Annotated in this window: 20 protein-coding genes; 18 read left to right on the plus strand and 2 right to left on the minus strand. The window is 65.7% G+C overall.

The genetic code is table 11. The features are described from left to right. On the plus strand, positions 1-2,024 hold a 2,024-nt coding region (locus tag ACTHL9_RS16785), incomplete at its 5' end, for a hypothetical protein (protein WP_440520418.1). Positions 2,025-2,226: 202 nt separating this feature from the next. On the opposite strand, the gene ACTHL9_RS16790 is transcribed toward ACTHL9_RS16785, so the two are convergent. Beyond that, positions 2,227-2,373, minus strand: coding sequence for a hypothetical protein (locus ACTHL9_RS16790; RefSeq protein ID WP_440520419.1), 147 nt, complete (start codon positions 2,371-2,373; stop codon positions 2,227-2,229). 351 nt (positions 2,374-2,724) lie between these two features. Between ACTHL9_RS16790 and ACTHL9_RS16795 the strand changes: the two genes are divergently transcribed. Beyond that, positions 2,725-3,060 carry a hypothetical protein gene (locus ACTHL9_RS16795; protein WP_440520420.1) on the plus strand — a complete coding sequence of 112 codons (336 nt, stop codon included), beginning with the start codon at positions 2,725-2,727 and terminating at the stop codon, positions 3,058-3,060. Further along, positions 3,044-4,234 carry a tyrosine-type recombinase/integrase gene (locus ACTHL9_RS16800; protein ID WP_440520421.1) on the plus strand — a complete coding sequence of 397 codons (1,191 nt, stop codon included), beginning with the start codon at positions 3,044-3,046 and terminating at the stop codon, positions 4,232-4,234. The genes ACTHL9_RS16795 and ACTHL9_RS16800 overlap by 17 nt, the downstream gene beginning before the upstream one ends. A 453-nt stretch (positions 4,235-4,687) precedes the next feature. Here ACTHL9_RS16800 and ACTHL9_RS16805 read toward each other — a convergent pair whose 3' ends face one another. Further along, complete coding sequence (locus ACTHL9_RS16805) at positions 4,688-4,960, minus strand: helix-turn-helix domain-containing protein (RefSeq protein WP_440520422.1); 273 nt, start codon at positions 4,958-4,960, stop codon at positions 4,688-4,690. A gap of 115 nt (positions 4,961-5,075) precedes the next feature. Between ACTHL9_RS16805 and ACTHL9_RS16810 the strand changes: the two genes are divergently transcribed. The 15 genes from ACTHL9_RS16810 to ACTHL9_RS16880 form a co-directional block, all read left to right on the plus strand. Further along, positions 5,076-5,303, plus strand: a complete 228-nt coding sequence (locus ACTHL9_RS16810) for a helix-turn-helix domain-containing protein (protein WP_440520423.1) — start codon at positions 5,076-5,078, stop codon at positions 5,301-5,303. A gap of 3 nt (positions 5,304-5,306) precedes the next feature. Next, a complete protein-coding gene (locus ACTHL9_RS16815; protein WP_440520424.1) occupies positions 5,307-5,492 on the plus strand; it encodes a helix-turn-helix domain-containing protein in 186 nt (61 codons plus the stop codon). Positions 5,493-5,583: 91 nt separating this feature from the next. Next, a complete protein-coding gene (locus tag ACTHL9_RS16820) occupies positions 5,584-5,820 on the plus strand; it encodes a hypothetical protein (RefSeq protein ID WP_440520425.1) in 237 nt (78 codons plus the stop codon). Then, positions 5,817-5,990: a hypothetical protein gene (locus tag ACTHL9_RS16825; RefSeq protein WP_440520426.1), complete on the plus strand. Its 174-nt coding sequence runs from the start codon at positions 5,817-5,819 to the stop codon at positions 5,988-5,990. The genes ACTHL9_RS16820 and ACTHL9_RS16825 overlap by 4 nt, the downstream gene beginning before the upstream one ends. A gap of 294 nt (positions 5,991-6,284) precedes the next feature. Continuing rightward, positions 6,285-6,767 (plus strand): hypothetical protein, encoded by a 483-nt coding sequence (locus tag ACTHL9_RS16830; RefSeq protein ID WP_440520427.1) that lies wholly within the window; start codon positions 6,285-6,287, stop codon positions 6,765-6,767. Continuing rightward, the gene (locus tag ACTHL9_RS16835) at positions 6,764-6,952 is read left to right on the plus strand and encodes a hypothetical protein (RefSeq protein WP_440520428.1); all 189 of its coding nucleotides are present in this window, start codon (positions 6,764-6,766) and stop codon (positions 6,950-6,952) included. The genes ACTHL9_RS16830 and ACTHL9_RS16835 overlap by 4 nt, the downstream gene beginning before the upstream one ends. Continuing rightward, positions 6,949-7,182 (plus strand): hypothetical protein, encoded by a 234-nt coding sequence (locus ACTHL9_RS16840; protein WP_440520429.1) that lies wholly within the window; start codon positions 6,949-6,951, stop codon positions 7,180-7,182. Before ACTHL9_RS16835 ends, ACTHL9_RS16840 begins: the two co-directional genes overlap by 4 nt. 75 nt (positions 7,183-7,257) lie before the next feature. Then, the gene (locus tag ACTHL9_RS16845) at positions 7,258-7,473 is read left to right on the plus strand and encodes a hypothetical protein (protein WP_440520430.1); all 216 of its coding nucleotides are present in this window, start codon (positions 7,258-7,260) and stop codon (positions 7,471-7,473) included. After that, complete coding sequence (locus ACTHL9_RS16850) at positions 7,470-7,805, plus strand: hypothetical protein (RefSeq protein WP_440520431.1); 336 nt, start codon at positions 7,470-7,472, stop codon at positions 7,803-7,805. The genes ACTHL9_RS16845 and ACTHL9_RS16850 overlap by 4 nt, the downstream gene beginning before the upstream one ends. A gap of 2 nt (positions 7,806-7,807) precedes the next feature. After that, on the plus strand, positions 7,808-8,086 hold the full coding sequence (locus ACTHL9_RS16855; RefSeq protein ID WP_440520432.1) for a hypothetical protein: 279 nt from the start codon (positions 7,808-7,810) through the stop codon (positions 8,084-8,086). Beyond that, positions 8,083-8,274, plus strand: coding sequence for a hypothetical protein (locus ACTHL9_RS16860; RefSeq protein ID WP_440520433.1), 192 nt, complete (start codon positions 8,083-8,085; stop codon positions 8,272-8,274). The genes ACTHL9_RS16855 and ACTHL9_RS16860 overlap by 4 nt, the downstream gene beginning before the upstream one ends. Next, positions 8,271-9,155 (plus strand): DUF7666 domain-containing protein, encoded by an 885-nt coding sequence (locus ACTHL9_RS16865; RefSeq protein ID WP_440520434.1) that lies wholly within the window; start codon positions 8,271-8,273, stop codon positions 9,153-9,155. Before ACTHL9_RS16860 ends, ACTHL9_RS16865 begins: the two co-directional genes overlap by 4 nt. A gap of 79 nt (positions 9,156-9,234) precedes the next feature. Further along, positions 9,235-9,537 (plus strand): hypothetical protein, encoded by a 303-nt coding sequence (locus tag ACTHL9_RS16870; RefSeq protein WP_440520435.1) that lies wholly within the window; start codon positions 9,235-9,237, stop codon positions 9,535-9,537. Next, the gene (locus tag ACTHL9_RS16875; protein ID WP_440520436.1) at positions 9,534-10,343 is read left to right on the plus strand and encodes a PD-(D/E)XK nuclease-like domain-containing protein; all 810 of its coding nucleotides are present in this window, start codon (positions 9,534-9,536) and stop codon (positions 10,341-10,343) included. Before ACTHL9_RS16870 ends, ACTHL9_RS16875 begins: the two co-directional genes overlap by 4 nt. After that, positions 10,330-10,844, plus strand: a 515-nt coding sequence (locus ACTHL9_RS16880) for a hypothetical protein (protein WP_440520437.1), incomplete at its 3' end; no start/stop codon positions are given. The genes ACTHL9_RS16875 and ACTHL9_RS16880, both read left to right, overlap by 14 nt.

Raw genomic sequence — 10,844 nt, forward strand, 5'->3', positions numbered from 1 at the left:
CATTCCTGGTCACGGCCACGAGCCAAGGCACCAGCCTCGTCTCCCCCTCGTTCACCCCGGCCACGGGCGACATCATCGTCGTCAAGGCTGCAGGCGAGGACTCCACCCTGCACCTGAACACCCCGACGAACTCGGCGAACACGATCACGTGGACCCTGCAGCAGTCGGACACCACCTCGAGCCACTGCTCGGCGTACATGTGGACCGGGGCCGTCACCGCAGGCGGATCCTCGACAACCGTCACGGTCTCCACCGTCGCGGGCGGCTCGGCCCAGTTCCACTCGATGATGGTCGAGAAGTGGTCCGGTTCCACCTGCCAGCTCGCTGCCACCCCGGCGCTGGACAAGAAAGTCAGCACCGGCACCGCTACATCCTCGCTGACCACGACCGCCGCAGGGTCTGTGATCTCATGGATGGACGCCGACTGGGCGGCCAACTCCCCCGCGAGCGCCACCTACTCGAACTCATCGAACAACACGTCCGAGGGCATCGACAACCGCTCCACGAACAACTACGTCGCCTACTACGACTACGAGCAGGCACCGACCGCCGGGGCGACGGCGTTCGGCGTCACCGCGCCCACCGGGCAGACATACTCGCTGCTCGCGATCGAGATCCAGGCAGCGAGCAGCGGCGGCACCAACTACACCGCCAACCCCGCCGACTCTGAGGGCATCACCGACTCAGCCTCGTTCATCCAGAACCAATTCCTGACCCCGGCTGACTCCGAAGGCGTCACCGAATCCCTCGCTCAGCAGCAGGACATGGTCCGCTCGGCCGCGGACGCCGAGGGCCTGACCGACTTGGCGTCGGTTGTCCAGAATCAGTTCCTCGCCCCGAGCGACCCCGAGGGAATCACCGATACGGCGGCGGCCGCGCAGGCGCTCGTGCGCTCCCAGAGCGACCCGCTCGGCCTGACCGATTCCGTCTCCTTCGTTCAGCAGCAGCAGGCGGCTCCGGCCGATCCCGTTGGCCTTACAGACTCGGTCACGGTGGTCCAGTCCCAGCAGGTCACGGTCTCCGACCCGGTTGGCATCACAGATTCCGAGTCGCAGGGCGCATTCCTATCCTCGAACCCCGCGGACCCCGTCGGGATCACTGACTCGGCGAGCTTCATGCAGTCGCAGCAGGCCGCACCCGCTGACCCGGTCGGCGTGACCGACTCGGCGACGTTCATCCAAGCCCAGCAGCAGGCGCCAGCGGACGCCGTAGGCATCACCGACAGCGCCACCGCGCAGCTCAACGGCGGCGGCACCAACTACACGGCGAGTCCAGCAGATCCCGAGGGCATCACCGACGCCGCGAGCGTCGTGCAGGCCCAGCAGAACAGCAGCGCGGACAGCGTCGGGCTCACCGACGCGGCCACCTCGGGACTCAATGCGGTTCGTTCCGCGAGCGACCCCGTGGGCCTCACAGACGGTGTGGCGAGCTCACTCGGGTACATCCGCACCCCCGCGGACCCGATCGGCCTCGCAGACGCCATCAGCACGGTCCTCAACGCCCAGCAAGGCCCCGGCGACCCGTCGGGGCTGACGGATTCGGTCTCGCTTACGCAGACCGTCCAGCGGTCACTATCCGACGCCGTCGGGCTGACCGACTCCGTCCAGGCCATGATCTCCGCGGCCATGGGCAGCCACCTCGACCTCACCGTGCGGCTCCTGCAGCCTCGGTGGCAGGCCGCCGTCCCCGACCAGCCGCGCTGGTTCTCGTCCCTCAGACTCCCTCGATGGAAGGCGGCAATCATGGGGCCGATCACGATGCCGGCCGCGACGGCCGAGTACCTGCCGATCAGCGTCACCAAGAACGGGCCGAGGTCGGCGATCTCGATCTCCTCGGGCTGCCAATACTCGATCGTCGCGGGAGTCGCCACGACGCCGGGAACATGGACGGCATGCACGGTGGTCGACGGCAACCCGGCCGCGTGGATCGGGAGCCTCAGCCCCGGCACCTACACGGTATTCATCCAGGTCACCGCAAGCCCCGAGGTCATCGTCAGGAACCTCGGACAGATCACCCTCACATAGAAAAGCGCCCCCATCCTCACCTCCCCAGCAGGTGATGGATGGGGGCGCTTTCGTCGTTGGGTCAGCCAGCTAGCTCGAGCTGCCGCTGGTCGTCGGAGGCGTCTCCACTCATCGATGAGCTTCTGGTCGACGTCCAAGCCCTCCGAGACTCGGTGGGCGATCACATTGGCGACGGCGGCACGCTCAGTCATGACATCCATGGTCACTTCCCGAACGCCACGATCCAGAGGAAGCGGATCACGACGTAGAGCATGAACGCGGCGATCGGCGACGCGATGATCCAGAGCGGGATGATGACGCCCCATGCGTGATGCTTCTTCGGCCGCGGGGGAGCGTACTGCATGGGCATCTGCGGAGGCTGCGGGGGCTGCCACTGGGGCTGTGCTGGGTAGTGCGCCATGGCTCTCTCGATTCATCCAACGGCTTGAGTTAATGGGTCGATAGTGCGCTGGCGTGCATGGGCATGTCAATAGCCCACGAGGTACTTCGGCTAAAGTGCCGGCTACAGTCGAGGGCCGGAAACCGCGTAGAATCAGGGAAGGATCGCCCGATCCGGCATACGCTCAGTATGGCAGATAGGGTGGTCTGAGACCTGCCGAAGCCCGGAAACATGCGGAAAACGGCCTCTCTCAAGGGACCACGACACGCCGGGGCGTGCTGGTGCATGGCTAAAGCTATGGCTACAGTGAAGGGGATGGACATGGAAGAGCGATTCGAGGCGGCTCTTGCTCGTTGCAGCGAGTTCTTCGACCGAGTTCCGGAGGACCAGACCAATGAGCTCTATCAGGCATACAGGGATGTCGCTGATGTGCTCTACCGCCTCCGCGAGGTGGAGCGCGAGATCCACCGGGTCAAAGCGCAGTCAGATGAGCGTGCGGCTCGGGCGTGGGATAAGGGCTATGGGGCCGGGCACCATGACGGGCGGTGGCACGACACCATGAGACTCAGCTCGACACCTCGAATTGACCGCGGCCGCCGCAACCCGTATCGGTTCAGCGGCGGCGCCGGATGCGGCTGTCATGGCTCCGACGACTAGGGGCAAGGGCGAGGGTTCGGTCTACCAGCGCGCATCCGACGGCTTGTGGTGCGTCTCCGTCGAGCTCCCGCGGGGCGCGGACGGCAAGCGCCGGCGGCGGGTGGTCTGCCGCAGGGACAAGCGCAAGGCCATCGAGGAGCTGCGGAAGGCGCAGGCGGACCTAGAGCAGCACGGCGACATCGTCGTGAAGTCCATGACCCTCGGCGAGTGGCTGGACTACTGGATCGAGAACATCGCCAAGCCCCGGCAGGAGCCGGGGCACACGAAGAACCAGCGCGGGCATATCCGGAAGTGGATCAAGCCGACGATCGGAAGCCGACCACTGGCGAAGATCAGCGCAAGCCACGTCCGCCAGGTCCACAAGGCCATCGAGGAGGCCAGCAGCTCGACCACTCTCGTGCTCGCCGTCCACACGACGCTGAGGACCGCGCTGAGGGATGCCGTGCGCGAGGGCGGCCTGCTCAGGTCCAACCCGTGCGACGCCATGGACCGGCCCGGAGCGCTCATGGGCGTGCGCGACGGCCTGACACTGGATCAGGCGGTCCAGCTCATCGCGCACCTCGCGACTCGGCCCGACCGAGCGCTGTGGGCGACGTTCCTCCTGACGGGCGCGCGCCGCGGCGAGGTGCTTGGGCTGGAGTCCGACCGCGTCGGGGAGACCCTGCTGTTCTCGTGGCAGCTCAAGCGGATCTCCAACTTCGAGGACGCGCCGAAGACCCGCGTCTACCGGCACGTCGGCGGCAATCTCTACCTGTCCGCGCTCAAGTCGCGCAAGGGCAACGTCCAGAAGGGCCGGGAGATCCCCCTCGTCGAGCCGCTGCGCTCCATCCTCGCGCTGCACATGCAGGGCCGCGGGCCGGGGCTGGTCTTCACTGAGCCTGACGGGTCGGCGATGTCGCCGGACGACGTCTCGGCGCGCTGGCACCAGCTCCTCGAAGAGGCGGGCCTGCCGGGCGACGTCGTGCTCCATGGCTCGCGGCACACGACGGTGGACCTCCTCGACATGGCTGGCATCCCCATGCACACGATCAAGGACATCGTCGGGCACACCACCGAGGCCATGACGATCAAGTACACCCGCCGCGCGAACCTGCCCAAACTGGAGGCGGCCATGGAGAAGATGGGGGCGCTCCTCTCGCTTCCGCCTAACCCTCAGGCTGAGGATGAATCCTGACAAAACTGGGTAGTAGCTTGGAATTTCAGCACCTGATCCGCATGTTTCCGCGGGCAACGTTTAAAGACAGACAGGTCTGTCAGTTGACGGTTCTGTCACGCCGATCTCTAATCAATTCACCGAATTAAACCGACAGCCGTTCGGACTTCGGGGAGGACGCCTTCCAATCGGGGGAAGGATGTCTGCCAGAGGCTAGATCATGGGGAAAGGGCGGTGCGTCGGACAATGGCCGCAGTCGCAGCAATCGAGGAGAGCGCGGGGAGCGCGAGGCGAGGAATGGAAGGGCTGAGGTCCAAGTCCATTGCCGAGCTGTCGGATATAGCGGACTCGCTCGGAGTGCCGCTGGAAGTGCTAGTCGCGATGATGCGGACGATGCCCGTCTGACCCTCACTCAAGGAAAAGGCCCCCGGAGCTAAGCAAATGCTCGCGGGGGCCTTCCTCTGTGTCTGGGGTCTATTCCTCGTCTTCCTTGCGTAGGTCATCGAGAAGCCCGCGCGCGTTGGCGATGATCTGCTCGGGCAGCATGTCTAGGGCGACGGCGATCGCGTCGAGGACTTCAAAGGGCAATGGCTTGTCCTGTGAGTCGTTCAGGTATCGGCTCAGTGTGCTCGTATACATCCCCGCTGAACGAGCCACGTCGGCCGGCTTGAGGTTCCGGAGTGCGATCTCTATACGGATCTGCTTCCGGACCGCTCTCTGCATCAGCTTCCCGTGGTTGGTCTCCATGTATGGGAGCATACGCTACGTTTCGGGAGCTAACAAGCCCATGCGGGAATAAGACAAGTCGATTTAGTAATTACAGGCCTGTTGCTTTCCTCCCAAATGGGAGTAGATTGAAGACATGGGAGCAAAGCAACCGTCCCGCAGCGAAGCCATCGCTCGGAACATCAACCGCCTCGCAGCAGAGCGGGGAATGCGGAAGGCGCAGCTCTACAAGGCCGCCGGCCTCGCGCGCTCCACCTTCCACGACAAGCTCGACAACCGGCCGCAGAAGTTCACGGTCGAGGAGCTCGAGAACATCGCCAAGGCCCTTGAGGTAGCCCTCGAAGACCTTCTCAAGGCGGACTGACAAATGGAACGCCTCGCCTACTCACTCCAGGATGCCGCCGACGCCGTCGGCATCGGCCTCCGCACATTGCAGTCGCTCATCGCGAAGGGCGACATCATCGCCGTCTACAACGGACGCAAGCCCCTTGTGACCGCCGACGAGTTGAAGGCATGGCTCGGCCGCCTTCCCTCCGAACCGCCCGGCCGCTGAGCGTAACCACCAAGTCCTCAGCGGCCGGGCGCACCACCCAATTCCACGCACCTGTCTTTCGAGACTCGGCGATTTCAAGGGGAGAAGTCTCATGTTCCTCAAAGGATTCGACCGGAGCGCAACGAAGAACGAACTTCGCGACGCGCTCCTAGACATGGCCGCAGAACGCGGCGCTGAGCTTTCCGATGCCAAGGCGGACAAGCTCGCCAACAAGTTCAAGCAGGGCAGGTTCGATCCCGACCTCGCCTACTTCCTCGATTACGACGACCCGACCGGCGAAGACGCTAGCGCCCGTGCCGACCGAGCACTTGAAGGAGCGCAGCCATGATGTCCCGAGCAGCCATCCACGAACACCGCATCACCAAGTCCCAGCAGCGCCTACGCCGCGACCTCATCGAGCTCGCCGCGATCATCGACGAGGCAAGGGACTCACGAGAAGCGGCCCGCGCGATCCTAGACGCCGGATACCGGCGGGAGTCGGCCGACGCCGACGACTAAGACCTAGAGTGGCGCTCCACTCCCGCCCTCTGCGATCTTCCGGGATCGGAGCGTTTTCCAACCCGTCGCCCTCTCCGGGTCTCTAGTCGAGAGAGGGCACCCAAAGCTTCCGCAGGGGCGTCAACGCGCGCGCCGCCAACGCATAGGTCAACGAACCGCGGCGAAGGCGATTCGAGGGGTCTTATGGCGGTTCCTTTCTCCCCTTGCAATGAATCGACCTGCGCCCCTGCGGATACCCATTTCCCACCCCAGCCCCCGATTAAACATTGGGGGCTTCGCTTTTCAGGAGTCGCCATGACTTACGACACCGAGCACCCCGGAGTCCCCTACACCGGATTCCGCGACCCCCACGAGCAGACCGGAAGCGACGACGAGACCGATGCGGTCCAGACGTTCCACGAGGGCGACCTCGTGCAGATCCGCGTCTCTGGAGAGTTCGCGAACATCACCGACATATTCGATGAGGGCGTCGGTCTCGTGCTCGTCTTCGGCCCAGACCGTCGTCGCCTCTGGCATGGGGTCCACGAGCTCAAGCTCATCCGTGCCGCCGAGAAGCCCGGCTGGGAGCGGCACGGGATGGTCCGCAACATCGCCAAGTGGCGCATGTGGAAAGGCCAGATCGGCTGGACTGCCGTGCAGCCCTTCCAGTGCGAGGGCCCGCTGTTCCGCACGGGCTACGGCTACGGCGACAAGAGCCACGCCCGCGTCCATGCGGAACTCGCCCTCGCGATCGCCAAGGGCGAGGCCGCGCTGCACCTCCAGGAGGCGCTGTCGTGATCCCCGTCGGCACCCGCGTCCGCGTGGCGCGCGACCTCAAGGCCGAGGCGTTCCCCGTCCCGAGCTGCATCAACATGGTCGGCACGGTCACCCGGCATGGTTCGCGCGGGACCGAAGTCGCCCTCGACCTGAGGCCCAACCCGGCGTGGTTCGACGAGGCGTCTGAGCTGGTGGAGCTGACATGAGGAGGGACTTCGACGCCGTGATCATCTCCATCCACCCCGAACCGCACCCCTCACTCGCCAAGGGCGACCGAGTCGTCATCGTCGGCGGGGCCGCATCGGACTCGCCCGACTACCGCGACGAGACGGGGACTGTCCTGCAGGTCTTGCTCTCCGGCTACGTCGAAGTCGAGCTTGACCACCACGGGCATCCTGCCGTGTTCGCGCCGGAGAGGGTCGAGGTGACGCCGTGAAGGATACGGAGCTGCGCATCTATCCGCCCGCCGCTTGATCCAGTCGTCAGGAACTATGCGCTCTCATGCCTGGCAATGGGCGAGCAGCCCAAGATGCACGATCCGAGCGAGTTTGGGTTCGGGACAGCCAAGCGCCTCACTGACCCCGAGCTCGCGGCCGAGCTCCACAAGGCGATCGGCGAGGTCTACCGCGCCAAGGTTCACGACAAGACGAGCTCGGTCCTCCTCGACCGCATGCAGACAATCCTTCGCTTCGCCACCCACCCTCACTACGACGAGGAGGCGCCGTGACCTATCACCTCGCCCGCGTCATCGACGCCTACGGCAAGACGCCCGACGCTGACACCGCGAGCTACGTCCTGTTCCGCGACGACGAGCCCGTGCGCTGGCTGTTCGAGCACGAGGTCACCGAACTGGTCCGCCAGTACCACGAGGGCAAGCCCGCCAGGCATTGGCAGGTCGCCACGAAGGACGGCACCCTCCACGACTACCCCGAGGCCGTCGAATGCAGGCTCGGGCAGGCGTGGGGCGTCGGGCCGTGGCTATACAAGCTCACCGACACCGAGGGCGGCACCGTCGCCGAGCACCCATCCGAGACCGTCCACTACACAAGGCAGGTCTGACCATGAGCATTGCACCGGCTGAGCGCGTGGAGACGTCGCTCAAGGAATTGGCGGGGCTGGACTTTGAGGCCGAGATCCCCTGCAACATGATCGACTGTTATCAGATCGCAGTCATCCGCGTAGTCCACACGTGCTGCGGGTATCTCCGATTCCGCTGTGATTCACACCTTCAGAGTCTCTTCAAGGTCTTCGCGAAGTACGCAGCCATCGGCGGTGTCGACTGCGCCAAATGCGGCCGGGAAATCAAAATCACAGACATCCGATTCGAGCCGCTCAAGTGAGCGGCGACAAGCTGCCCCCGGAGGCCATCGACTGCCCGCGCTGCCAAGCCTCGCGGCTGAACCTCGGCAAGCGCCACTGCGACAGCGAGCGCTGCGTGTGGGTGAAGTGCCAGAAGTGCCTCGCCACCTACGACATGCACTCGGGCAAGTCCTACCACCCCGACGACTATAAGGAGAAGAACAAATGACCACCGTTACAACTCAGAAGGAACTCGACGCCGCACTCAAGGCTGGCGATCCCGAGATCATCATCAACTCTCCTGCCGGGGTCTGGATCGACGTGCATTCGCGGGACTCCAGCAGCGTCGTGGCGTGGGACTCCAGCCGCGTCGAGGCGCGGGACTCCAGCCGCGTCGAGGCGCGGGGCTCCAGCAGCGTCGTGGCGTGGGACTCCAGCCGCGTCGTGGCGCGGGGCTCCAGCAGCGTCGTGGCGCGGGACTCCAGCCGCGTCGTGGCGTGGGGCTCCAGCCGCGTCGTGGCGCGGGACTCCAGCCGCGTCGTGGCGTGGGACTCCAGCCGCGTCGAGGCGCGGGACTCCAGCCGCGTCGAGGCGCGGGACTCCAGCCGCGTCGAGGCGCGGGGCTCCAGCAGCGTCGTGGCGTGGGACTCCAGCCGCGTCGTGGCGGGCAAGTATGTCGCCGTACGCCTCCACTCCGGGCGCGCCACCGTCGAAGGCGGCGTTGTCATCGATATCACCCAGCTCGACCTCGACGGCCACCAGGATTGGGCCGACTACCACGGGGTCAAGACCGAGGGTGGCGAGTTGATCGTCTACAAGGCAGTCAACGATGACCTGAGGTCGGGGCGCGGTTTCGCCTACCCCATCGGGGAGACTGTCACCGACCCCGCATGGAAGCCGGGGAACTTCTGCGGCGGGGGCCTGCATTTTTCGCCCAGCCCAGCTCAGGCGAAGGCCTATTTCACGGACGCAACCCGGTTCCTCAAGTGCGCGGTGAAGGTGGATGAGCTGTCCATCATCGACGGGGCGGACACGTATGAGACACCGAAGCTCAAGGCGAAGTCAGCTCGGGTGCTGTGTGAGGTGGACATCCACGGGGACGAGGTCTGATGTTCGCCTTCTGCTTCCTCGCCGCCTGCGTCTTCTGGGGCGTGGCCGGCGCCGCTTGGGTCTGTGATCGGGGGCGACGGTGACCGAGTTCAACCCGCGCATCACCTCCGAGCAGGCCGCCGAGCTCCGCGCGTGGATCGGCCCCGTCCTCCCGAAGTGCTCGCCGACGGTCCACTACGGATGCACCGAGGAGGCCGGGCATTACGTCAAGTACCTCCACAACTGCACAGGATCGCACACGACCGTCTTCCCGGTCTGTCGCGCCGTCATCAACGCGATCGGTCAGGCGGTCCTCGACGGGAGCCTGATCCACTGCCCGCATTGCGCCTGCGGCATTCCGGCGAAGCAGTACCGGGTGTGCGTGGAGAAGGTGACTGTGTGAGCTACTCCCCAGGTGTGTACGAGGGGATCTCCAGCGCCGACTACCACGCCGACCCGGCCCTCGGCTCGACGTCGCTCAAGACCCTCGCCACAAAGACCCCTGCCCATTGGAAGTGGGAGCGCGAGCATCCCATCCAGAAGGACGCCTATGACCTCGGGACCATCACCCATAGCCTCGTGCTCGAGCAGGACGAGAGCGGCGTCGTGGTCGTCGAGGCCGAGAACTGGCTGACCAAGGCTGCGAAGGAGGCCAAGGCCGAGGCTCGCGCCGCCGGGAAGATCCCGCTGCTCCCGAAGGACTGGGCGCAGGTCAAGGCCATGCGCGACTCGATCATGGCCCACCCCGCCGCGCGGCACGCCTTCACGGGCCACCAAGCCGAGGTGAGCTTCTTCTGGGACGAGGACGGCCTCATGCTCAAGTGCCGCCCCGACGCATGGCAGCAGGGCTACCTCGTGGACCTCAAGACGACGGTCAACGCGGACCCGAGGAGCTTCCCGAAGCTCGCCTACGACCTCGGCTACTACCAGAGCGCGGCGCACTATCAGGACGGCACGCACGTCTGGCTGGGCGAGACGCTGCCGTTCGTTTTCGTGCTCGTCGAGAAGTCGCCGCCCTACCTCGTGAGCGTCGTCGAGCTCGATGACTACGCCATCCGGCGCGGCCGCGAAGTGAACCATGGCGCCAAAGAGATCTACCGCAAATGCCTCGCCACCGACACGTGGCCCGGCTACCCCGACGCCCCACCCCTTGGCCTGCCCCGCTGGGCCACTCGACAGCTTGAGGAGAACCTCGATGACATCTTCTGAGATCACCCTTCCGACAGGCCCGACCACTCCCGCGACGGTCTCGCCCCTCGCGCCGACAACCAAGACGGCGGTCGAGCTCGTCCAGTGGGCGCAGGAGCTCGACGCAGCGCACCGGCTCGGGACCGCACTCTGTGGGACTGAGTTCGTCCCGGCGAGCTTCCGCGGCAAGCCCGAGGCGGCGGCGGCGGCCATCCTGGCTGGCAAGTCCCTCGGCCTCGACCCGATGAACGCGCTGGCGAACATCTTCGTCGTGCAGGGCAAGCCCGCGCTGTACGCCCGGACGATGGTGGCCCTCGTGCTGCGCGCCGGGCACGAGGTGGTCCGCACCGGGGCCGACGACACGAGCGTCACGGTCGCCGCGCGGCGCAAGGGCCAGAGCGAGTGGTCCGAGTTCACGTGGACCATCGAGCGGGCCAAGAAGGCGGGCTACACCTCGAACAAGAAGTACGAGTCCGACCCGATCGCCATGCTCACCGCGAAGGCGCAGGCCGAGGCGTGCCG

Origin of the sequence: Sinomonas sp., from assembly GCF_051955515.1 — a bacterium.
Taxonomy (GTDB): Bacteria; Actinomycetota; Actinomycetes; order Actinomycetales; family Micrococcaceae; genus Sinomonas.

What these genes read in the sequence shown, in the direction of transcription:
- ACTHL9_RS16855 (WP_440520432.1), top strand. Translation starts at nt 7,808, where the DNA reads ATGAGCATTGCACCGGCTGAGCGCGTGGAGACGTCGCTCAAGGAATTG.
- ACTHL9_RS16820 (WP_440520425.1), top strand. Translation starts at nt 5,584, where the DNA reads ATGTTCCTCAAAGGATTCGACCGGAGCGCAACGAAGAACGAACTTCGC.
- ACTHL9_RS16810 (WP_440520423.1), top strand. Translation starts at nt 5,076, where the DNA reads ATGGGAGCAAAGCAACCGTCCCGCAGCGAAGCCATCGCTCGGAACATC.
- ACTHL9_RS16815 (WP_440520424.1), top strand. Translation starts at nt 5,307, where the DNA reads ATGGAACGCCTCGCCTACTCACTCCAGGATGCCGCCGACGCCGTCGGC.
- ACTHL9_RS16825 (WP_440520426.1), top strand. Translation starts at nt 5,817, where the DNA reads ATGATGTCCCGAGCAGCCATCCACGAACACCGCATCACCAAGTCCCAG.
- ACTHL9_RS16795 (WP_440520420.1), top strand. Translation starts at nt 2,725, where the DNA reads ATGGAAGAGCGATTCGAGGCGGCTCTTGCTCGTTGCAGCGAGTTCTTC.
- ACTHL9_RS16830 (WP_440520427.1), top strand. Translation starts at nt 6,285, where the DNA reads ATGACTTACGACACCGAGCACCCCGGAGTCCCCTACACCGGATTCCGC.
- ACTHL9_RS16845 (WP_440520430.1), top strand. Translation starts at nt 7,258, where the DNA reads ATGGGCGAGCAGCCCAAGATGCACGATCCGAGCGAGTTTGGGTTCGGG.
- ACTHL9_RS16865 (WP_440520434.1), top strand. Translation starts at nt 8,271, where the DNA reads ATGACCACCGTTACAACTCAGAAGGAACTCGACGCCGCACTCAAGGCT.
- ACTHL9_RS16840 (WP_440520429.1), top strand. Translation starts at nt 6,949, where the DNA reads ATGAGGAGGGACTTCGACGCCGTGATCATCTCCATCCACCCCGAACCG.
- ACTHL9_RS16805 (WP_440520422.1), bottom strand. Translation starts at nt 4,960, where the DNA reads ATGGAGACCAACCACGGGAAGCTGATGCAGAGAGCGGTCCGGAAGCAG.
- ACTHL9_RS16800 (WP_440520421.1), top strand. Translation starts at nt 3,044, where the DNA reads ATGGCTCCGACGACTAGGGGCAAGGGCGAGGGTTCGGTCTACCAGCGC.
- ACTHL9_RS16790 (WP_440520419.1), bottom strand. Translation starts at nt 2,373, where the DNA reads ATGCCCATGCAGTACGCTCCCCCGCGGCCGAAGAAGCATCACGCATGG.